This window comes from Microbacterium sp. EG9 (genome assembly GCF_059759475.1).
The window spans coordinates 1,642,357-1,664,334 of sequence record NZ_CM186217.1 but is presented as its reverse complement, the minus strand read 5'-3'; the positions used below and the strand labels follow the sequence as shown (position 1 = coordinate 1,664,334).

15 protein-coding genes are annotated in these 21,978 nt (G+C 72.6%); 7 read left to right on the top strand and 8 right to left on the bottom strand.

From position 1 onward, the window contains the following. Positions 1 to 60: 60 nt before the first annotated feature. A complete protein-coding gene (locus AC6CQV_RS07850; RefSeq protein WP_498259164.1) occupies positions 61 to 1,584 on the bottom strand; it encodes a DEAD/DEAH box helicase in 1,524 nt (507 codons plus the stop codon). A gap of 162 nt (positions 1,585 to 1,746) precedes the next feature. Here AC6CQV_RS07850 and AC6CQV_RS07845 point away from each other — a divergent pair, with 162 nt between their 5' ends. Further along, positions 1,747 to 2,463 (top strand): ferritin-like fold-containing protein, encoded by a 717-nt coding sequence (locus tag AC6CQV_RS07845; RefSeq protein WP_101306073.1) that lies wholly within the window; start codon positions 1,747 to 1,749, stop codon positions 2,461 to 2,463. A 16-nt stretch (positions 2,464 to 2,479) separates the two neighbouring features. Here the strand turns inward: AC6CQV_RS07845 and AC6CQV_RS07840 are convergent, their stop codons facing one another. Both AC6CQV_RS07840 and AC6CQV_RS07835 read right to left on the bottom strand, forming a co-directional pair. Next, a complete protein-coding gene (locus tag AC6CQV_RS07840; RefSeq protein ID WP_101306074.1) occupies positions 2,480 to 2,770 on the bottom strand; it encodes a hypothetical protein in 291 nt (96 codons plus the stop codon). Between the two features lie 17 nt (positions 2,771 to 2,787). After that, positions 2,788 to 3,012 carry a DUF3107 domain-containing protein gene (locus tag AC6CQV_RS07835; RefSeq protein WP_060960173.1) on the bottom strand — a complete coding sequence of 75 codons (225 nt, stop codon included), beginning with the start codon at positions 3,010 to 3,012 and terminating at the stop codon, positions 2,788 to 2,790. A 179-nt stretch (positions 3,013 to 3,191) separates the two neighbouring features. Here AC6CQV_RS07835 and AC6CQV_RS07830 point away from each other — a divergent pair, with 179 nt between their 5' ends. Beyond that, positions 3,192 to 6,416 (top strand): ATP-dependent helicase, encoded by a 3,225-nt coding sequence (locus AC6CQV_RS07830; RefSeq protein ID WP_498259163.1) that lies wholly within the window; start codon positions 3,192 to 3,194, stop codon positions 6,414 to 6,416. Next, a complete protein-coding gene (locus AC6CQV_RS07825; RefSeq protein WP_498259162.1) occupies positions 6,413 to 9,718 on the top strand; it encodes an ATP-dependent helicase in 3,306 nt (1,101 codons plus the stop codon). The genes AC6CQV_RS07830 and AC6CQV_RS07825 overlap by 4 nt, the downstream gene beginning before the upstream one ends. A 34-nt stretch (positions 9,719 to 9,752) precedes the next feature. Here AC6CQV_RS07825 and AC6CQV_RS07820 read toward each other — a convergent pair whose 3' ends face one another. Next, on the bottom strand, positions 9,753 to 11,066 hold the full coding sequence (locus AC6CQV_RS07820) for a phosphotransferase (RefSeq protein WP_191008420.1): 1,314 nt from the start codon (positions 11,064 to 11,066) through the stop codon (positions 9,753 to 9,755). A gap of 65 nt (positions 11,067 to 11,131) precedes the next feature. Here AC6CQV_RS07820 and nudC point away from each other — a divergent pair, with 65 nt between their 5' ends. Together nudC and AC6CQV_RS07810 are read left to right on the top strand one after the other, a co-directional pair. After that, the gene (gene nudC / locus AC6CQV_RS07815) at positions 11,132 to 12,082 is read left to right on the top strand and encodes an NAD(+) diphosphatase (protein WP_498259161.1); all 951 of its coding nucleotides are present in this window, start codon (positions 11,132 to 11,134) and stop codon (positions 12,080 to 12,082) included. Then, complete coding sequence (locus tag AC6CQV_RS07810; protein WP_061782238.1) at positions 12,079 to 13,794, top strand: ATP-dependent helicase; 1,716 nt, start codon at positions 12,079 to 12,081, stop codon at positions 13,792 to 13,794. The genes nudC and AC6CQV_RS07810 overlap by 4 nt, the downstream gene beginning before the upstream one ends. Before the next feature lie 830 nt (positions 13,795 to 14,624). Here AC6CQV_RS07810 and AC6CQV_RS07805 read toward each other — a convergent pair. Continuing rightward, the gene (locus AC6CQV_RS07805; protein WP_498259160.1) at positions 14,625 to 16,049 is read right to left on the bottom strand and encodes a zinc-dependent metalloprotease; all 1,425 of its coding nucleotides are present in this window, start codon (positions 16,047 to 16,049) and stop codon (positions 14,625 to 14,627) included. A 135-nt stretch (positions 16,050 to 16,184) separates the two neighbouring features. Between AC6CQV_RS07805 and AC6CQV_RS07800 the strand changes: the two genes are divergently transcribed. After that, a complete protein-coding gene (locus AC6CQV_RS07800; RefSeq protein WP_498259159.1) occupies positions 16,185 to 17,303 on the top strand; it encodes a YlbL family protein in 1,119 nt (372 codons plus the stop codon). A gap of 63 nt (positions 17,304 to 17,366) precedes the next feature. Continuing rightward, positions 17,367 to 20,282, top strand: a complete 2,916-nt coding sequence (locus tag AC6CQV_RS07795) for a UPF0182 family membrane protein (RefSeq protein ID WP_060960181.1) — start codon at positions 17,367 to 17,369, stop codon at positions 20,280 to 20,282. Positions 20,283 to 20,381: 99 nt separating this feature from the next. On the opposite strand, the gene AC6CQV_RS07790 is transcribed toward AC6CQV_RS07795, so the two are convergent. Genes AC6CQV_RS07790 through AC6CQV_RS07780 form a run of 3 tightly spaced genes read right to left on the bottom strand, consistent with a single transcriptional unit; the run spans position 20,382 to position 21,978 of the window. After that, on the bottom strand, positions 20,382 to 21,254 hold the full coding sequence (locus AC6CQV_RS07790) for a prenyltransferase (RefSeq protein ID WP_498259158.1): 873 nt from the start codon (positions 21,252 to 21,254) through the stop codon (positions 20,382 to 20,384). Then, positions 21,251 to 21,583 carry a lycopene cyclase domain-containing protein gene (locus AC6CQV_RS07785; RefSeq protein ID WP_191008426.1) on the bottom strand — a complete coding sequence of 111 codons (333 nt, stop codon included), beginning with the start codon at positions 21,581 to 21,583 and terminating at the stop codon, positions 21,251 to 21,253. The genes AC6CQV_RS07790 and AC6CQV_RS07785 overlap by 4 nt, the downstream gene beginning before the upstream one ends. Beyond that, positions 21,580 to 21,978, bottom strand: coding sequence for a lycopene cyclase domain-containing protein (locus AC6CQV_RS07780; RefSeq protein WP_498259157.1), 399 nt, complete (start codon positions 21,976 to 21,978; stop codon positions 21,580 to 21,582). The genes AC6CQV_RS07785 and AC6CQV_RS07780 overlap by 4 nt, the downstream gene beginning before the upstream one ends.

The following is a 21,978-nucleotide window of genomic DNA, read 5'->3' as shown; positions in this document are numbered from 1 at the left end:
GACGCTATCGGCGACCTCCGACATCCAACCCGGTGTCGGAGGCGGCCGGGCGGGGCCGAATCAGGCTCCGGCGACGGGGGGCGTAGCGGGAGCGCCACCCCCGGAACCACGCCGACGGCGGCGGCGGCGCGCGGGCGCGGGTTTGCCGTCGTGGTGCTCCGTGCCGGCGCCGTCGTGCGTGCCGGCACCGTCGGCCGAGCGGGGGGCGTTCACGGTCGGGACGGCGGCGGCATCCGTGCTCTCCGACGCGCCCTCGGCGAACGTCGCGCCGACCACGGACGATCCCGAACGGCGCCGACGGCGACGGCGGGTGCCGGCCTCGGCGGATCCTTCCGCCGCGGCATCCGTGGCGCGCTCCGGGGCGGGGCGCTGCGTGCGCACCGTCTCGGTCTTCGGCGCCTTCGCGAGGCGGCCCTTGGTCCCGGCGGGGATGTCGAGGTCGGTGTAGAGGTGGGGACTCGACGAGTAGGTCTCGACCGGCTCGGGCTGACCGAACTCGAGCGCGCGGTTGATCAGCGCCCACTTGTGGAGGTCGTCCCAGTCGACGAACGTGACGGCGATGCCGGTCTTGCCCGCGCGGCCGGTGCGGCCGGCTCGGTGCAGGTAGGTCTTCTCGTCGTCCGGGATGGTGTGGTTGATGACGTGGGTCACGTCGTCGACGTCGATGCCGCGCGCGGCGACGTCGGTCGCGATGAGCACGTCCTTCTTGCCCGCCTTGAAGGCGGCCATCGAGCGCTCGCGCGCCTCCTGGCTCATGTCGCCGTGGACGGCTCCGGCGTTGAAGCCGCGGTCGTTCAGCTCGTCGACGAGCTTCTGGGCGGCGCGCTTGGTGCGCGTGAACACGACGGTCTTGCCGCGACCCTCGGCCTGCAGGATGCGCGCGATGACCTCGTCCTTGTCGAGCGAGTGCGCCCGGTAGACGAGGTGCTTGATGTTCGCCTGCGTCAGACCCTCGTCGGGGTCGGTGGCACGGATGTGGATCGGGTTGCTCATGAACCGACGGGCGAGGGCCACGATCGGTCCCGGCATGGTGGCCGAGAACAGCTGGGTGTGGCGCACCGGCGCCACCTTCTGGAAGATCTTCTCGATGTCGGCCAGGAAGCCGAGGTCGAGCATCTTGTCCGCCTCGTCGAGCACGACCTCCACCGCGCCCGACAGGTCGAGCAGTCGCTGGTTGTTGAGGTCGATGAGGCGGCCGGGGGTGCCCACGACGATCTGCGCGCCGGCCTTCAGCTGGTCGATCTGCCCCTCGTAGGCCTTGCCGCCGTAGATCGCGACGACGCTCGTGGAACGGTTCTGCGTGAGCATGTCCATGTCCTCGTAGACCTGGACGGCGAGCTCGCGCGTGGGGACGACGATGAGCGCCTGCACGCCCGGAGCCGGGTCGAGTCCGAGGCGCTGGACGACCGGGATGCCGAAGCCGAAGGTCTTGCCCGTGCCCGTCTTGGCCTGGCCGATGATGTCCTGGCCGGGCAGCCCCAGGGGGATGGTCTGCTCCTGGATGGGGAAGGCGTCCACGATGCCCTTGGAGGCGAGCGCCTCCACGATGTCGGGGTCGATTCCGAGCTCAGCGAATGTCGTCACGATACGTGCCTGTCTGGCGGTGAGAAGCCGCCGGTGAGGAGGTCCACGCCTTCTACTCATCCGCAGGCGCGGGGGTCCCGATCCGTCGCCGGGACCAGACCAGCCTAGCGGAGCGGGCGCCGCGTCCCTCGGAAGCGGCGCCGCGACCTCTAGGCTGGGGACGTGGTGACCTGGCCCTGGCAGCGGGAGCGCACCGTGGCGCGCACGCTCCGCGTGCGTTCGCGCGGCGACTTCGGAGACGTCCGACGCGTGGACTTCGAGGAGCTCGCGCCCGACGTCGACACGTTCCTCGGGCAGGCCGCCTACCTGCAGCTCGGGTACTTCGAGACCCTCAGCGAGCTGATCGCCCCCACACCGGAGCTCACCCAGAAGGAGTCGATCTCCGTGGCGGCCGGTGCCGCGCTGCAGAAGCACCGCGCCCTCCTGACGATCATCCGCGACCGCGGCGACGACCCGCTCGATCTCATGCTGCCCTTCCGCGAGCCCCTCGACGCCTTCCGTCGGGCGACCCACGGGGCCCGGCATCTGGAGACGATGCTGTCGGTGCACATCACCGCGGGGATGCTGGACGACTTCTACCTCGCGCTGTCGTCGAGCTACGGCTCGACGGGGCGCCGTGTCGCAGACGTGCTGCGTGCCGACGACGACCGGCAGGCGCTGGCGGGCATCCTCGCGGATGCGATCGCCGCCGACGAGCAGTGGAAGTCGCTGCTCGCCCTCTGGGGGCGACGACTCGTCGGCGACACGCTGCTCATCGCGCGCGGCGCGCTGCGGCCGCAGACCCTCGACGCTGCGGAGGAACGCAAGGTCGAGCCGGTGTTCACCGACCTGCTCGGCGCGCATTCTCGTCGTATGGCCGCGATGGGCCTCGACGCGTAGCGGCTCGCAGCCGGGCTCAGGAGATCTTGAGGCGCAGACGTTCGCGTGCGTCGTGGGTGGCACGCCGACGCGTCAGCACGGCCAGCACGGCCGGGACGACGATGACGGGGACGGCGAGCGAGACGATCCACAGCCAGGGGCTCAGGGTCGTCAGACCCGCCCAGGTCAGGACCATCCAGACGAGGCCGCCCAGCAACGCGCCCAGCACCGGCGCCAGCGCCGCACCCCGCGAGGTGCGCCCGGGCATCAGGTAGTGGAGCACGCCGCCGTAGGCGCCGCCGAAGATGAAGGCGAGGAGGATGTCCACGGTGCGGGGACTCGCGATCAGGCGACGAAGCCGACGCGGCGGGACTCCTCGGTCCCGACCTCGATGAAGGTGATGCCCGCGGTGGGGACGATGTAGGTGTTGCCCTTGACATCCGTGAACGTGACGAACGACTCGTCCGAGGCGAGCGCCTTCTGGACGGTGGTCGTCACGGCCTCCGCCGACAGGGCCGACTCGAAGCTGAGCTCTCGGGGGGTGTTCGCGATGCCGATGCGGATCTCCACGGTGACTGTGCCTCACTTCTCGTCGTGACCCGGCCGCCGAGGGCGATGCGGGGCGGGCCGGTGCGCCGGCCGCATGTCGACTCTACGACACCGCCGCGGGGCCCGGATCGCCGTTCGGGCCCCACGGCGCTCGCTGTGCGCGAACGCCTGTGTCGGCGCTTCCGGCTACCGTGAAGAGCATGGATGGTGTGACGTGGGATCCCGCGCAGCGCGCCGTCATCGACCTTCCTCCCGCGGCGTCCGGTGTGGTCGTCGGCGCGCCCGGGTCGGGCAAGACGTCCACGGCGATCGCGCGCGTGGCCGCGCTGCTGCGCGAGCGTGATGAGGTCACCGGGCAGGGCGTCGGCGACGGCGGCGGGCCGGTCCTGGTGCCCGAGGAGATCGTCGTGCTGACGCCGTCGCGCACCTCGGCGACGGCTCTGCGCGACCGGCTCGCTCTCGCCGTCGGCATCCCGACCCGAGGTGCGCTCGCCCGCTCCGTGGTCGCCTTCGCCTACCAGATCGTTCGCGCGCACGCCGTCCACTCCGGCGCCGAGACCCCGCAGCTCCTCACCGGGCCCGACGAGGATCAGCTGATCGCCGACCTCCTCGACGGCGACGCCGCCGACGAACGCGAGGGCCTGATCCGCTGGCCCGCCTCGCTGCCCGCGCCGGTGCGCGCGACCCGCGCGTTCCGCGCCGAGGTCCGCGCGCTGCTGGCCGAGTGCGCGCAGCTCGGGGTGTCGCCGGCCCGGCTCGCCGACCTGGGCGCGCGCGACGATGTCGCGGAGTGGCGGGCCGCGGCATCCTTCGCGCAGGAGTACCTCGATGCCCGCGACGGCATGCGTCATGCGCATCGCGATGCCGCCGGCCTCGTCCGGGAGGCCCTCGGACTGGTCCGCACCCTGCCCGCGGGCGCGCCGGGCGTGGCGGCGGTGGAACGGCTTCGCGTGATCGTCGTCGACGATGCGCAGGAGCTCACCCTGGGCGGGGTCGAGCTGCTCGAGGCTTGCCGGGCGCGGGGGATCGCGGTCCTGGCGTTCGGCGATCCCGATGTGGGGTCGGGCACGTTCCGCGGGGCCAGCCCCGAGAACTTCGCGCGCCTCGCCGCGCGCTCGCCCCTCCACGTCCTCACCGAGGTCCACCGCGGCACCGCCGGGCAGCGCCGACTCGTCGCGGGCATCACCGGGCGCATCGGCGCCGCGGGCGTCGTCGCGCACCGGCGCCCGCCCGCCGCGGCCCCCGTGGAGGGTGACGACGACAGCGTCCGTGCCCTGACGGCGCGGTCGACCGCGGAGGAGCACGACGTCATCGCCCGCCTGCTCCGTGAGCGGCATGTGCACGACGGCGTGCCCTGGGCGCAGTGCGCCGTGATCGCGCACGACAGCCGGCAGGTCGCGACCCTGGAGGCGGAGCTGGCCGCCCGTGAGGTGCCCACGCGCACCAACGGCCAGCGTCCGCTCGCGCAGGCGCGCGCCGTCGCGGACCTGCTGCGCGTCGTCCTGCTGGCCGACGTCGATCCGAGCGGATGGAGCCTCGACGACGCGATCGATGCGCTGCGGGCCGGCGGCATGGATCCCATCGAGATCCGGCGGCTGCGCACGGCGCTGCGCCACAGCGCTCTGGCGGCCCGATCGGGCGACGAAGATCCGAGCGACGCGCCCGAGCCGACCAGCGGCGAGCTCCTGGTGTCGGCGCTCGCCCATCCGGTCGCGTTCGCCCTCCTCGACACGCGGGAGGGCCGCCGCGCCGAGCGGATCGCGACGACGCTGGCGGCGGTGCGCGCGCAGTGGGAGCTCGTGCGCACGGGGGGCGCCGACAGTCCGACGGCGCACGAACTGCTCTGGTCGGGGTGGGACGGCCTCGGCGTCGAGCGGACGTGGGCGGCCGCTGCGTCCGGCTCCGGACCCCTCGCGGCTCAGGCCGGGCGCGAGCTCGACGCCGTGGTCGCGCTCTTCCAGGCCGCCAAGCGCCACGGCGAGCGCGCCGACGGCACCTCGCCGGCGGCCTTCCTGCGCGGTGTGCTCGACTCCGACGTCGCGGAGGACCGTCTCGGCGACGGCGCCGTCGTGGATGCCGTCAGCATCCTGACGCCGGCCGGTTCCCTCGGGGCGGAGTTCGACACCGTCGTCGTCGCGGGGGTGCAGGACGGGATCTGGCCCAATCTGCGTGCGCGCGGGGGACTCCTGCAGACCTGGCGTCTTGCGGGCGCGACGCTCAGCGATCGTGGCGAGGTCGGCGTCGGCGCCCTCGACCGGCGCCGAACCGTCCTCCACGACGAGCTCCGTCTGTTCGCCCGGGCCTGCTCGCGCGCCCGGCGACGGCTGGTCGTCACGGCCGTCGACGACGACGACACCGGCCCCAGCGCGCTGTTCGAGCTCCTGCCGCCGCGGCAGACGGCGGCACGGTCGGCCGAACACCCGCTGACGCTGCGCGGGCTCGTCGCGCAGCACCGCCGCACGCTCACGGAGGGCGCCGCCGGGGGGCACGGCATCCGCGGCGATCGGTCGTCGTCGCGGGAGTACGCGGCCTCCCAACTCGCCGCCCTCGCCGCGGCGGGGGTTCCCGGAGCGGCACCGGACCAGTGGTACGGGATCGCCCCCTCGACGTCGTCGGCGCCCCTTCGCGATGTGACACAGGAGGACGTGCGGGTCTCGCCGTCGCGGCTGCAGACGCTCGAGGAGTGCCAGCTCAACTGGCTGCTGTCGGATCTCGGTGCCGACACCGGCGGCGCAGTGGCCGGTCTGGGCACGCTCGTGCATGCCGCGATGGAGCACGCCGAGGGCAGCGACGAGGAGGCCCTGTGGGCGGTCGTCGACGCGCGCTGGGGCGAGCTGGAGTTCGAGTCGGCGTGGCGCGATCGCGCCGAGCGGGCGAGGGCGCGCGAGCTCGTGCGGCGATTGGCGGTCTACCTGCGACGCTTCGATGCGGCCGGCGGCACCCTCATCGGCGCCGAGCCGCATTTCGAGGTGGCCGTCGCCCTCGACCCGCCGGGTCCGCACGGCGCCGTCGTCAGCGGCTACATCGACCGCGTCGAGCGCACGGCGGCCGACGAGGTCGTGATCGTGGACCTCAAGACCGGCAAGCGCGAGCCGCAGACCGACGCGAAGGTCGTGGACAACCCGCAGCTCGCCGCCTACCAGCTCGCGCTGGACGCCGGCGCCATCCCCGAGGCGCGGGGCCTCGTCTCGGGTGGCGCCAAGCTGCTCGTGCTCCGGCCCACCGCCGCGACGAAGGACTACGTCGAACCGCGCCAGCCTCCCATGGACGACCAGGCCCGCGACGCCTTCCTCGGTCGCGTGCGCGCCGCCGTCGAGATCATGAGCGGCACGGCGTTCTCCGCGCCCTACGAGGAGCACTGCCGCGATGACTACTCGTACGGTCTGTGCCGCATCCACACGGTCGGCGCGGTGAGCGCCTCGTGACATCGGTCAGCCCCGCCGCTCTCGCCGCCGCCCTCGGTCAGTTCCCGCCCACACCCGAGCAGGCGCGCGTGATCGCCGCGCCCCTGGCGCCGGCTCTCGTCGTCGCGGGAGCGGGCAGCGGCAAGACCGAGACGATGGCGGGACGCGTCGTCTGGCTGGTCGCCAACGGCCTCGTCTCCCGCGACGCGGTGCTGGGCCTCACCTTCACCCGCAAGGCCGCCGGCGAGCTGGCCGAGCGCATCCACCGCCGGCTGCACCGGCTCGCCGAGTTCGAGCGGCGGGGACTGGTCCCGCACCTCGACGCCCTGCACGCCGCGGGACGCCTGGATGCGCTCGGCGAGCTGGAACGCTCCGGAGCGCCCGAGGGGAGGCGCCACGATCTGCTGGCGGAGCTCGCCGCGGCATCCGGCGCGGTCCCCGTCTCAGCGGACGAGGGGGCGGACAGTCTGCTCGATCGGCCCGCCGTCGCCACCTACAACAGCTTCGCCGACGCGATCGTCCGCGAGCACGCCGTGCGGCTCGGGCGCGACGCCGAAGCCGCCGTGCTCAGCGAGTCGGCGGCGTGGCTGCTGATGCGCCGCGTCGTCCTCGACGCCGACGACGTGCGCCTGGAGGGCCGCGAGGAGGCTCTGCGATCGATCGTCGACGGCGCGCTGCGCATCGCCCGCGACGCGGCGGACAATCGGGTCGATCTCGACGAGCTCGCCCTCTTCCCCGCCCGGTTCGCGGACGTCCTGCAGCGTCCGTCGACGTCCGCGCGGGTCACGGTCTACGCCGATGTGGCGAAGGCCGCCACGGCGGTGAGTGGGCTGGAGGTGCTCGTCGACCTGGCCCGCGAATACGGGCGGCGCAAACGCCGGCTGGGTGTCATCGACTTCTCGGATCAGGTGGCGGGCGCGTGCGACATCGTCGACGCGCATCCGGTCGTGGGGGCCGAACTGCGCGAGCGCTACCGCGTCATCCTGCTCGACGAGTACCAGGACACGTCGGTGGTGCAGACGCAGCTGCTGGCGGCGGTCTTCCGGGATGCCGCCGTGATGGCCGTCGGCGACCCGCATCAGTCGATCTACGGCTGGCGCGGTGCGAGCGCCGGCAACCTGGGCGGGTTCGCGAGCGCCTTCAGCACCGACGACGATGCCGGCATGTACGCGCTGATGACCAGCTGGCGCAACAGCGTCGACGTGCTGACCGCCGCCGGCGCCGTGCTGGCCCCTCTCGCCGAGCGCGTTCCGGTGCCGGTCGCGCCGCTGCGGCCACGCCCCGGCGCCGAGCGGGGCCATGTCGAGGTGCATCTCGACGGCGACATCGACGCCGAAGCCGACCGGGTTGCGGAGTGGTTCACACGGGTGCGCAGCGAACGCGAGGGCGAGGGGCGCCCCACGACGGGGGCGGTGCTGCTCCGTAGCAAGAAGCACATGGTCCACTTCGCCGACGCGCTCGGGCGCCGCGGCATCCCGCATCGGATCCTGGGACTCGGGGGACTGCTGTCGACTCCGGAGGTCGTGGACGTCGTGTCCGCGCTCCGTGTGATCAGCGACCCGCGCGCCGGATCGGCGCTCATCCGTCTGCTGGCCGGTCCGCGGTGGAGGATCGGCGTCGCCGACCTGCGGGCGCTGGCGGAGCTGTCGCGCCGCATCGCGCGACACGACGCGGCGCTGCAGCCGCTGGCCCCCGAGGTCGTCGAGCGGATGCGCGCATCCGCCGGCGACGAGCAGGGCTCACTCGTCGACGCGGTGGACTTCTTCCTGCGCCACGGACCCGATCACGGGTGGCTCGCCGACATCACCCCTCCGGCGCGGGAGCGTCTGCGCGACGCGGCGGCCGTCTTCGCCGGGCTGCGGCGGCAGGCCGCCCTGCCGATTCCCGAACTGGTGCGCATGATCGAGCTGGAGCTGCGCCTGGACGTCGAGCTCGCCGCGAACGAGGCCCGCGGTCCCGCGCGGGTGGCGAGTGATCAGCTGCGCGCGTTCGTCGACGAGCTGCACGGCTTCCTCGCGACGGACGAGCGCGGGTCGCTGCCGAGCCTTCTGGCGTGGCTCGACCACGCCGAGCGGCTCGACGAGTTCGCGCCGCGCACGGAGCCCCCGGAGGACGACGTGGTGCAGCTGCTCACGATCCACGGGTCGAAGGGACTCGAATGGGATGCCGTGGCCGTCGTCCGCCTGGTGGAGGACGAGCTGCCCACGCGGCCGAAGGACACGCGCGGCTGGCTCGGCTTCGGCGTGCTGCCCTACGAGTTCCGCGGTGACGCCGAGTGGCTCCCCGAGCTGCGCTGGCGGGCGGATCAGGCGCCGACCCAGCAGGACCTCGCCGCCGCGCTCGCCTCGTTCGTCGACGCCGGTCGTGCCCGCCAGCTCGAGGAGGAACGCCGACTCGCGTATGTGGCGGTCACCCGCGCCCGCGATCATCTGCTGTTGACGGGGTCGAGCTGGTCGGGAACCCGGTCGGCGCGCAAGCCCAGCCCGTTCCTCCGCGAGATCGCCGATGCCCTGGGCGCGGCGCTGGAGGTGCCGGAGGATGCGGGGGAGAACCCGTTCGAGGGCAGGCGCAGGATGCTGCAGTGGCCGCTCGACCCGCTGGGGGCGCGCCGCGAGGTCGTCGAGGCGGCGGCCGCCGCGGTGCGGGCCGCATCCGCGGCCGATCCGCCCGCCGTACCGTCGCGGGAGCTCGCCCTGCTGCTCGCGGAGCGCGACGCGCGCGAGCATCCCGTGCGTCCTCCCGCCCCGGTGCGCATCCCGGCGTCGCGCTTCAAGGACTACCTCGGCGATGCCCCCGCCCTCGCGCGTCCGCTGCCCGAGCGGCCCTACCGTCAGTCCCGGCTGGGGACCAGGTTCCATGCCTGGGTGGAGCAGCGCTCAGGGCTGGTCGGCGACGGCACGTCGCCGGACGACGTGCTCTGGCACGACGACGACGAACTCGCCCACGGCGACGCCGTCGGCATGACATCGGAGAGCGACGCCGACCTGCGACGCCTGCAGGAGGCCTTCCTCGCCTCCGAGTGGGCTCGGCTGCAGCCGCTGGAGGTCGAGACCGAGATCGACGTCACGATGGCGGACGCGCTGGGCGACGGCAGCCCGCACGTCGTGATCTGCAAGCTCGACGCCGTGTACCGCCGCGGGGACCGCATCGAGATCGTCGACTGGAAGACGGGGCGCGCACCGCGCACCGCCGCCGAGCGCGAGGAGCGTATGGTCCAGCTCCGCCTGTACCGCGCCGCCTATCACGCGCGGCACGGCGTCCCGTTGGAGTCGATCGACGTCGTGCTCTTCTACGTCGCGGACGGACTCATCCTGCGCGACTGAACGCCGGCGGGACGGCCGCGAGGGCGGGACGGGCTCAGGCGGTCCCGGTCCAGCGGCGAAGCGCGTTGCGCGCCGCCGTGTCGCGGTCGATGTCGTCGGCGCTGGCCGGCGCACCGTCTTCGGCGGGGGCGAGGTCGTCCTCGCGCGCTGCGGGCGCGGTCACGGGGACATCGGCGGTGTGAACCGGCACGCGGCCGGTGGCCGCCGGCGCGGCGGACCACTCCGACAGCTCGATCGGGATGGTCTCCAGATGACTCGTCTCCGCCGAGCCGGCCTCGTTCTCGTCGGCGAGGAAGGCGGCGAGGGTGTCGGGGTCGAAGCTGTCGGTCTGCATGGACGTGTCGGCGGCGTCGCCGGCACCCGCCGGAACCCGCTGCGTCGCGGCGAGGGCCTCGTCGAGGGTGACGTCGTCGCGCGCGCGCACCGGCTCGTCGCGGACGCTGGCATCCAGCGACTCGAGCAGGGCCACGGCGTCGCCGACGACGGTGCGGTCGCCGCTCTCGTGACCGTGGACGAGCCACTTCGCGAACTCGAGCTCGGCGTGCAGACGGGCGCGCTCGGAGAGCAGCGAGTCGGGCGCCCGATGCGAGCGGCGCGCGTACTCGTCGAGGACGTCGGCCTGGGCCGCCGGCGCCGAGGCCGTCCAGCGGAGGTCGATCGCCGGATCGCCGACGCCCAGCCCGCCCCACGACAGCAACCCGGTCACGACCGGTGCGCCGTCGGCGTCGTCCTCGAAGACGAAGGATGCCGGGTCGACCCCGCCCAGCACGACCGTCGTCTCGAACCGCCAGAGCGGGTCGGAGCCGAGCGCCGTGCTCCAGCGCCGCAGCAGCCCGAAGGGCAGCAGTCCGGTCGCCTCGGCGCGGTCCAGCAGTCGTTCGGCCTCGTCCCGCACCTGCCCGGACGTGAGCATCGGCAGGCCCGCGTCGCGGATCACCGTGACGGGCAGGTCGTGCACGGCCGCGATGGCCGCCGCGAGCGCGGTCGCGATGCCGCGTCCCGACGGCACGTGTGCGGCATCCACGCGGTAGCCGGGAAGGAGGGACTGCACGAGCGCGGCGCGGCCGTCGACGCTCGTCTGCCCGAGCACGTCGGGGGCGCCGAACGGGAGCACTCCGCGCACGCCCGCCGTCAGAGAGGTCAGGGCGCGCGCCTCGGCCAGCAGGTCGTCCTGGGCCTCGTCGTTGACGGGAACGCGCACCACGACGCGCCGATCGTCGTCGAGGGTGGCGATGGCGCTGTCGTACCGGCCGGAGACGCCCTCGGTCAGCGGCGCCACACCGACCACCGCGACGCGAGGCAGAGCCGACGTGACCGACGCGGCTAGAGTGAGTGGTGAGCGTGCCATGCCCCCAGGGTAGGTGTGCCGCGCCCCGTCCCCGTGTGCGCCACGCCCGTCGAGGAAGGTCCCGGATGTCGCCATCGGCCGAGCCGCCTGTTTCCGTGCGTCTGCCCGCGCTCGCGCGCGGCGGCATCGATCGCTGTGCCGAGGAGCGCAGCGATCCCGACCTGCTGGAGCGATTGCGCGCCGACCCGTCCTCCCGCGTCGTCGCCGTCCACGGCGACCGCGCTCCGGTGGATGCCGCCGGAGCGCTGCAGCTCGTGCCGGTCGACGCGATCCGTGTAGACGTGCAGTGGGCGTTCCTCGGCCGGGGAGCAGCCGGCGCCGCCGTGCTGCTCGCCGCGGCGGCGGCCGACGACGTCGACCCGGTGCGGGAGGACCGTGCGGCGGACGCCGCCGCACCGCTCGTGTGGGCGTCGCTCCGCGCGATCGGCGGCGAGCTCTCCGCCGTCGACGCCGGATTGCTCGTCGAGGCGGTCGCCCTGGCCCGCTGGCTCGTCGACGCCCCGTTCTGCTCCCACTGCGGAGCGCGTACCGTGCAGCGCGCCGCCGGGTGGGCGCGCCACTGCCCGGTGTGCGGACGCGAGCACTTCCCCCGCACGGACCCCGCGGTGATCGTCGGGGTCGTCGCTCCCGACGGCGAGAGCCTGCTGCTGGGTCGCAACGCCCTGTGGGGCGATCGCAACCTGTACTCCACCTTCGCCGGGTTCGTCGAGGCGGGCGAGTCGCTCGAGTCGGCGATCGTGCGGGAGGTGCACGAGGAGGCCGGTGTCGCGGTCGAGGCGTTGCACTACCGCGGCTCGCAGGCCTGGCCGTATCCGCGGTCGCTCATGCTCGGCTTCCACGCCGTGGCCGTCGATCCGGCGGCCGCCCGGCCGGACGGCGAGGAGATCGTCGATGTGCGCTGGTTCGACCGCGACGAGATCCGTGCCGCGCTCCGCGGCGAGGGCGACGTGCTGCTGCCCGGGACGGCCTCCATCGCGCATCGGCTGATCGCCGACTGGGCGGGGGAGACCGCGTGAGCGCACGCGCGCTGATGGGCCTCGACGATCAGCAGCGCGAGGCGGCGGCGCTGCTGCGCGGCCCGGTGTGCGTGCTGGCGGGCGCGGGCACGGGCAAGACCCGCGTCATCACCCACCGCATCGCGCACGGCGTCGACACCGGCGCCTACTCGCCGTCGCGGGTCATGGCCGTGACCTTCACGGCGAAGGCGGCGGGGGAGATGCGGGGGCGCCTGCGCGCGCTCGGCGTCGAAGGCGTCGCCGCACGGACCTTCCACGCGACGGCCCTCGCACAGCTGAACTTCTTCTGGCCGCAGCTGGCCCGCGACACCGCCCCGTCGATCATCGACAACAAGGTGCGTGTGCTGGGGCAGGCCGCCGACAGCCTCGGTCTGCGGCTGGACGGCACGACCCTGCGCGACGTGGCCAGCCGCATCGAATGGCGCAAGGTCGCGATGCACACGATCGATCAGGATGCCGCCGCGCACCCCGAGGGACTCGGTCCCGCGCTCGACGCGCACGCCCTCGCCGAGCTGCAGCATCGGTACGAGAAGGTCAAGGACGAGCGCCGGCAGTTGGACTTCGAAGACGTCCTGCTCGCGTGCGCGGGCATGCTCGAGTCGGAGCCGCGCGTCGCGGCCGCGGTGCACGAGCAGTACCGCCACCTGACGGTGGACGAGTTCCAGGACGTCTCGCCCGTGCAGTACCGGCTGCTGGAGCTCTGGCTCGGAGACCGGCGCGATCTGTGCGTCGTCGGCGACGCGAGCCAGACGATCTACTCCTTCGCCGGCGCCGACCCGCGCTACCTCCTCGACTTCGCCGACCGCTTCGAGGACGCCACCGTGGTGCGGCTGGAGCACAACTACCGCTCCGACCCCGCCATCCTCGCGGTCGCCAACGCGCTCATGCGCGGTCGGCCGGGGGCGCTCGCGCTGCGTTCGGAGCGGACGGCCGGGGTGACGCCGACCGTCACCGGCTACGACGACGACGCGGCGGAGGCCGAGGGCGTGGCCGCCGCGATCGCGGCGCAGCGCGACGCGGGCATCGAGCCCCAGGACATCGCGGTGCTGTACCGCGCCAACGCCCAGTCGGCTCCACTGCTGGCCGCTCTCGCGGCGCGCGGCATCCCCGCGACCGTCCTCGGCGGCAAGCGCTTCTTCGACCTCCCCGAGGTGCGCCAGGCGGTGCTCGCGCTGCGGGGCGCCTCCGTGGCACCCGTCGAGTCCGGGTTCGTCGCGGCGGTGCGCGATGTGCTGCGCTCGCTCGGCCTCACCGAAGAGCCGCCGCCGGCGGGCGGGGCGCTCCGCGACGCGTGGGAAGCGCGCGCGGCGGTGATGCGGCTGGCGGAGCAGGCGCCGGAGGGCATGACGCTGCGCGCCTTCACCGATGAGCTGATGGCGCGCGGGCGCGATCAGCACGAACCGACGCTGCGCACGGTCACCCTCGCCACGCTCCACGCGGCGAAGGGACTGGAGTGGGATCACGTCCATCTCGTCGGGCTGGCCGAGGGCCTGCTGCCGATCTCCTACGCGACCGGGTTCGAGGAGATCGACGAGGAGAGACGCCTCGCCTACGTCGGCATCACGCGGGCCGCACGGTCGCTCTCCTTGAGCTGGTCCCAGCGCTCGGGGGCGCGGCAGCGGCAGCGGTCGCGATTCCTTCAGGAGATCGGCACAGGCAGCGTTCGTGCGGCCGATGGACGCGCCACGAGCGGCGCGCGCGGGCGGCGCTGAGCCCCACGGACAGCGTCGGCCGCACCTCGCCGTCCGGCTCGGCCGGGAGCGCCGCGGCCTCGCGCAGGAGGCGCCCGGCGAGCAGCGCCGCCTCGACGAGGAGCGCGGGGTCGGTGCGCACCGGCTCGCGGCCGAGCAGCTGCGCCGCCAGCAGCGGCCACTGCGGATCTTCGTCGGCGCGGTGCGCGTGCAGGCAGGAGGTGCACGCCGTCCGGCCGGGCACCACGACGGGGCCGACGCTCACGCGATCGCCGGCGAGCTCGATCGGCACGTGGGTGACGTCTCCGCGCATCAGGCGGGAGGCCCGCCGCGGATCGAGCAGCCGGTGCGCGACGACGATGAGCGGGATGCCGGGCTGCGGCACACCGCAGTCCCACCGTGAGACGCCGTCGTGCGCGAGTGCCGCGGCATCCCACCCCGCCGTGAGCGACACGAGCTCCGCGTGGGCGAGCGTGGCGGGGACCTCGACCTGCACGGCCAACGCGGGAGGATCCTCGCGGGTCAGCACCGTCGAGAGCCGGGCCGTGAACTCCTGCGCTTGTGCGGCGGTCGCCCCGAAGCTGCGGGCGAGCGGCACCAGCATCGCGTCGGGGATCCCGTCGGTCAGCGCGTCGAGGAGCCGCTCCTGCCAGTCGCTGACGCCGTCGATGCGTACGCCCGGCTCCGTTCCGAGCTGAAGGCTCGAGGGTGTCCGCCACAGCGGCGGATGGGACGCGGCCAGTCGGAGCATGCCCCCGATTGTGATGGGCTCGCGGGGGCCGCGGGGCGACTGTCCACAGCCCGACCGCGCGCGAGGGCGGCCGGGCCGTGGGGGAGGAGGCGGCGTGGGCTCAGACGGGGCGGGGGTCTTCCGGCCCGTCGGTCGCGCGGTCGGCGTCGGGATCGTCCGTGCCCGCTGCGGACGTGCCGGACTCCTTCTCGTCCGCCGCCTGCGCCAGCAGCTCGTCGAGCGCCTCGTCGAAGGCGTCGCGTTCGGGCGCTTCGCCGCGAGCGCGCGCCTGCAGACGTGCCACGAGCGCCTGCGGGTCGTCGATGTCCTCGGCGGTCGGCATGAGATCGGGGTAGTCCCAGAGGCCGTCGCGGGCCTCGATGCCCACGGCATCCGTCACGGCCCGCCACATCGCCGCCGCCTCGCGCAGGCGCCGCGGCCGCAGCTCCAGCCCGACGAGCGACGCCATGGCCTGCTCCGCGGGTCCGCCCACGGCCCGGCGGCGGCGGACCGCCTCGGCGATCTTGGCGGCGGCGGGAAGCCGGGAGGTGGCATCCGCCGTCACCACGTCCACCCAGCCCTCGATGGTCGCCAGGAGGTTCTCGAGCCGACCGAGTGCCGCGTCCTGCGCGGGCGTGCGCTGCGGGAGGAGGGCGCCCGACTCGATCGCCGAACGCAGCTCCTCGGGCGAGGAGGGGTCGAACCGCGACGCGAGGTCCTCGAGGGCGCTCGTGTCGACGTGGATGCCGCGGGCGAACTCGGTCACCTGCGAGATGACGTGCAGGCGCAGCCATCGGGCGTGGCGGAACAGTCGCGCGTGGGCGAGCTCGCGGGTGCCCAGGTACAGGGCGAGTTGATCGTCGGTGACGTCGAGGTCGCGCGCGAAGTCGGCGAAGTTCTGCGGCAGGATGGCCGCCACGCCGTCGGGCATGACCGGGATGCCGACGTCGCCCCCGCTGAGCACCTCCTGCGAGAGCCGTCCGATGACCCCGCCCAGCTGCGCGGCGAACAGGGAGCCGCCGACCCTGCGCATGAAGGTGCCCGCCCCCGCGATCAGCTGCTTCATCTCCTCGGGGGTCTGCTCGTCGATCGCCGCGGTCAGCGCGCCCGCGATCGAGTCGGCCACGGGCTCGGCCAGCTCCTGCCAGACCGGCAGCGACTCCTCCACCCACTGGCCGCGCGTGATCGCCTGCGGTGCGCCGGCGAGGTCGGAGATCGTGGTCGCCTCGCTCAGCCACAGGGTCGCGAGGGAGAACGCCTGGTCGAAGTCCTGCTTCTGCCCGGTGCTGATGCCGAGGCCGTCCTTGTTGGCCAGGTGCAGCGCCTGGGTCTTCGCGGAGCTCCAGTCGATGCCGTCGTCGCTGCCGTTCGCGAAGGCGTGCTGGAGCTGGGCCATCATCTGCTGGAGCATCGCCGGATCGACGCCCATCCGCGAGAGCCCCTCCAGTTGAGCGGGATCGAGCCCCGCCCCACCGCCGAGAAGATTGCGGAGCATCTCCTGGAAATCGTCGTCGTCGGGTCGGTCCGGAGTGTCGTCGTGAGCCATATCAGGCGCCTTTCAGCAGGCGGATCTCGTCGCGTTCTACGCTAATGGCTGGACTTCCCCGCACGGCCGTCTCGGCCCGCCACGGAGGACGTCGCGTGTACGCCGATCGCGAACGATCGGCCGGGAAGGTCTGCTGTGGCACTGTTCGACGAGGGCACGACGATCGTGCCCGCGCGCCGCCGCCCGCTGTCGCGTTCGACGCGGGTGGGGGTGTGGGCCCTGGCCGTCGCCCTCGTGGCGCTGCTGGTGCTCACCCTCATCCCGACGTCGTTCGTGATCCAGCGTCCGGGCCCCGTGTTCAACACGCTGGGCACGACGACCGACTCTTCGGGAGCCGAGGTCCCGCTGATCACGGTCTCCGGCGCGTCGACCTATCCCACCTCGGGCTCCCTCGACCTGCTGACCGTGCAGGTCGTGGGCAACCGTGAGCGGACCCCGTCGTGGTTCGAGCTGGCCCTGGCATGGTTCGACCCGGCCAGAGCCGTCCTCCCGGTGGACGAGGTGTTCCCGCAGGGGCAGACGACCGAGCAGCGCAACGAGCAGAGCGCGGTGATGATGGTCGACTCGCAGAAGGAGGCGACCGCGGCGGCGCTGACCCGGCTGGGCTACGACGTCAAGCCGATGGTGCGCGTCTACGCGCTGACCGACGACTCCGCCGCGCAGGGCATCCTGCAGAAGGACGACATCATCCGTGCGGCGAACGGTCAGCCGATCACCGAGACCGACCAGCTGCGCAGCATCATCAACGCCGGCGGCGGTGCCCCGGTCGAGCTGACCATCGATCGGGCCGGCGGCAGCGAGAACGTCGAGGTGACGCCGAAGCAGGCGACCGTCGACGGCGCGACCACGTGGCTCGTCGGCATCTCGACGATGCACGACTACGACTTCCCCATCGACGTGACCATCCAGCTCAACAACGTGGGCGGCCCGAGCGCGGGCATGATGTTCGCCCTCGGCATCATCGACACGCTCACCGACGGCAACCTCAACGGCGGCCAGCAGGTCGCCGGCACCGGGACGATCGACGCCTCGGGCACGGTGGGCGCCATCGGCGGCATCCGGCAGAAGATGTACGGCGCCGTCGGCGCGGGCGCCACCTCCTTCCTCGCACCGCAGTCCAACTGCGACGAGGTCGTCGGCCACATCCCCTCCGGCCTGCGCGTGTTCTCGGTCGCCACCCTCGACGACGCCCTCTCCGTGCTCTCGACGATCCGCGACGGCGGCGACCTGGACGCGCTCCCCACCTGCCGCTGACCTCACGGCATCCTGGAAGGTTCCTCGGCGTCCCTCCAGAATGCGCCCACCTAGGATGGTGGGGTGACCACGACCTCAGCGCCGAACCAGGCCACGCCGAATCCCTTCCGCCGCGCCATCGCCATCACGCTCGCCGTGATCGCCGTCATCGTGGTGGGCTTCTTCGTCTTCGCGAGCCTCTACGCCGACTGGCTGTGGTTCGATCAGCTCGGGTTCTCGAGCGTGCTGTGGACGCAGTGGTCGGCTCGCGTGATCATGTTCGTCATCGGATTCCTCGCGATGGCGGTGCCGGTGTTCGCCGCGATCCAGCTGGCGTACCGCCTGCGGCCCGTCTACGCCCGGCTCACCTCGCAGCTGGACCACTACCAGGAGGTCGTCGAGCCGCTGCGTCGTCTCGCGATGTGGGGCATCCCCGTCTTCTTCGGCTTCTTCGCCGGGTTCGCGGCGTCGGCGCAGTGGGAGACCGTGTGGCTGTGGTTCAACCGGGTCGACACGGGGGAGCTCGACCCCCAGTTCCAGCTGGACACCGGCTTCTACCTCTTCTCGCTGCCGTTCTTCAGCTCCGCCCTCGGCTTCGCCTCGGCGGTGCTGCTGGTCTCGCTCATCGTCACGGCCCTGGTCGCCTACCTGTACGGCTCCGTGCGCGTCGGACAGCGTGAGCTGCGCATCTCGAAGGCCGCCCGCATCCAGCTCGCGGTGATCGCGGGACTGTACCTCCTCGTGCAGGGCGTGAGCATCTGGCTCGACCGCTACAAGACGCTCACGCAGCAGAGCGATCGCATCACGGGCGCCAGCTACGTCGACGACCACGCCATCATCCCGGGCCTGACGATCATCGCCATCGCCGCCGTCATCGTCGCCGTGCTGTTCTTCGTGACGGCCATCGTGGGCCGCTGGCGCTTCCCGCTCATCGGCACGGGCCTTCTGATCGTCTCGGCGCTGGTCGTCGGCGTCGCCTACCCGTGGGTCGTGACCAACATCCAGGTGCGCCCCAACCAGGAGACCCTGGAGAGCCCGTACTACCAGCGCAACATCGATGCGACCAAGAAGGCGTACGGCATCGACGGGCTGACCAAGAGCGATTTCCAGGCCGTCACGAACGCCGAGACCGGGCAGCTGCGCTCGGATGCCGAGACCACGGCATCCATCCGCATCATGGACCCCGCGATCATCTCGCCGACCGTCCGCCAGCTCGAGCAGTACCGGTCGTACTACCAGTTCACCGACCCGCTGGACGTCGACCGCTACCAGATCGACGGCAAGAGCCAGGACACCGTCGTCTCGCTGCGCGAGCTCAACATCGGCCAGCTCGGCCAGGCGGCGTCGTGGTACAACTCGACGCTCGTCTACACGCACGGCTACGGCATGGTCGCCGCGAAGGGCAACGAGCGCACCGCCGACGGCAACCCGGTCTTCGTGGAGCGCGGCATCCCCACCACGGGCGCCCTCACGACGGGGGAGCAGTACGAGCCGCGTGTCTACTTCGGCGAGAACTCGCCCGCCTACTCGATCGTCGGAGCCCCCGAGGGCACGCCCGACATCGAGCTCGACTACCCCCGGGGAACGGGCGACGCGGCGCAGACCAAGACGACCTTCTCCGGTGACGGCGGACCGAACATCGGCAACCCGTTCAACCGGCTGATCTACTCGCTGAAGTTCCAGTCGACCGACATCCTCTTCTCGGACGGCATCAACGCGGACTCGCAGATCCTGTACGACCGCAACCCGATCGACCGCGTCAACAAGGTCGCCCCCTACCTCGAACTCGACAACGACCCGTACCCGTCGGTGGTGGACGGGCGGATCGTGTGGATCGTGGACGGCTACACGTTGAGCGCGAACTACCCGTACTCGTCGATCGTGAGCCTGCGCGACGCCATCAGCGACACGACGAACACGACGCCGCGCGTCGCGCTCGACGACGTCAACTACATCCGGAACTCGGTGAAGGCGACCGTCGACGCGTACGACGGCAAGGTGACGCTGTACGCGTGGGACGACACCGACCCGCTGCTGCAGGCGTGGCAGAAGGTCTACCCGTCGACGCTCAAGCCCCTCACGGAGATGAGCGGCGACCTGATGAGCCACGTGCGCTACCCGACCGACCTGTTCAAGGTGCAGCGCGCCATGCTCGGCACCTACCACGTCGACGACGCCGGATCGTTCTACCAGCGCGACAACGCCTGGAAGACCCCGAACGACCCGGTCTCCAAGCAGGAGGTGCTGCAGCCGCCGTACTACCTCACGATGAAGATGCCGGGTCAGCAGTCCCCGACCTACTCGATGTTCACGACGTTCATCCCCGGCGGTGACGACACGCGGAACGTCCTCATGGGCTACCTGTCCGTCGACTCGGACGCCGGGGCCACGGCGGGGGTCAAGGATCCGAACTACGGCAAGCTCCGGATGCTGGAGATCAACGCGGAGACCCCGGTCCCCGGACCCGGCCAGGTGCAGAACACGTTCAACTCCGAGCCCGATGTGTCGTCGTTCTCGAACCTGCTGAACCAGAACCAGTCCCAGGTGCTCAACGGCAACCTGCTCACCCTGCCCGTCGGCGGTGGTCTGCTGTACGTGCAGCCGGTCTTCGTGCAGTCGTCGGGATCGACCAAGCTCCCCACGCTCCAGAAGATCCTCGTCGCGTTCGGCAACCAGGTGGCCTTCGAGAACACGCTGCAGGACGCGCTCGACAAGCTGTTCGGCGGAGACTCCGGCGCCAGCACGGGTGACGGCGGCGTGACGCCCTCCCCGTCTCCGTCACCGTCGGAGAGCGGTGGCACGGATGCCGGCACCGGCTCGGGCACGGGCGGCGGAACCGGCACGAGCGTGGAGTTCCAGGCCGCGCTGAAGGATGCGCAGCAGGCGATGATGGACCGCCAGGCGGCCCTGACGCAGGGCGACTGGACCAAGTACGGCGAGGCCGACGCGCGTCTGACCGCCGCGCTGCAGAAGCTCCTCCAGCTCGAGGGCCAGGGCTGAGCGGATCGCAGTCCCGCTGACGGCGGCATCCCCGGAGTCGGGGGTGCCGCCGTCTCGTCTGCCGGGGTCCGCCGTCTGGTGCGCGGCTGCGCGCGGCGCTCAGCGGATGAGGGCGAACCAGATCAGCAGCAGCGTGACGGCGAAGCCGGTGAACTGGTTGAGCCAGAGGAAGCGGTCCCAGCCGCGCGTCGCGGTCGCGGCATCCGCGTCGGAGACGTGGCGATACGGCCAGACGGTGACCAGGTAGGGCAGGGCCAGGAGTGCGGCGAGGGGTCCGGGCCAGGCGGCGCCCAGCATGACCGCCCCCGCCAGCGTGTAGCCGGTGAGGGCGAGACGCACGGTGGCGCGCGCGCCGAAAGCCGTCGCGATCGAACCGATGCCGGCCTCGCGGTCGGCGACCACGTCCTGCACGGCACCGAACGCGTGCGAAGCGACGCCCCACAGTGCGAACGCGAGGATCACGGCGCCGAGGTGCCAGGTCCACGTCGCGCCGGCCAGGACGAGGCCGTACACGGCGGGGGAGAAGAAGTGGATGCTGCTGGTCACCGAATCGGCGACGGGCCGCTCCTTCAGCCGCAGCGGCGGGGCGGAGTAGAAGACGACGAAGAAGAGGCTCGCGGCGAGCACCAGCGTCGATGCGATCGAGCCGACGATCACCAGGTAGGCGACGAACGGCGCGCACGACAGTCCCGCCGCCCACAGGGTGATCCGGTGGAAGCGGCGGTCGAGCACGGCGCCGTGCGCCCCGCCCTTGCGGGGGTTGCGGAGGTCGGACTCGTAGTCGAAGACGTCGTTGATCCCGTACATCGCCAGGTTGTACGGGATGAGGAAGAAGATCGTGCCCACCACGAGCGTCGCATCGATCCGTCCCGTCGTGAGCAGCAGGGCGGCCGCGAACGGGTAGGCGGTGTTGATCCAGCTGACCGGACGTGACGCGACGAGCAGTTGGCGCAGCGTCGCCCCGGCGCTCATCGGGACGCTCCCGCGTCTTGCGGCCGCGGAGAGCGCGGTCGGCGGAGCAGCTCCGCGACGGCGGGCACGGCGAACGCGGCGACGAGGGGATACGACAGGTCCTCGATGGGGGCGAGGCCGATGCGGATGCCGCTGATGAGCTCCTCCGGATAGGTGAACAGGCCCGCGGCGATCATCAGGTTGTCGAACACCGCCGTGAGCAGCAGCAGGACGATCGCCGTGATCGCGCTCGCACGCAGACGCGCCCGGAATGCGGGACGCCGCGCGGTGGCGAGCACGGCCGCCGCGGCGACGACGGCGAACGGGAGCACGATGAGCGGGTAGGTCACGACGACCTCCCGGGATCGCGCGCGCCGGGGGGACGCCGTGCCTCCGGCGCGCCGCTGTGCGCGCGGTCGGCGAACCGGCGGGCAGCGGCGTGGACGGTGAGCGCCAGGTAGCAGAGGAAGGCGAGGAACAGGGGCTCCTCGATCGGCAGGTGCGGGGCGAGGTCGACGCCCAGGAGGTAGGGGCTGTCCCCCTTGACGAAGACGCCGGTCGCGATGCCCACGGCATCCCACACCAGGAAGAAAGCCGTCCCGACGACGATCGCGCCCGCATTGCGGGCACGGAGGCGGTCGCCGCCGTCGCCGCGGCGGGGCCAGAGCGCCAGGCGCAGGCGGGCGTCGAGCGCCATCACCCCGCCGATCGACACCAGGAGCACGAGCAGGTACGCGCCGGGCAT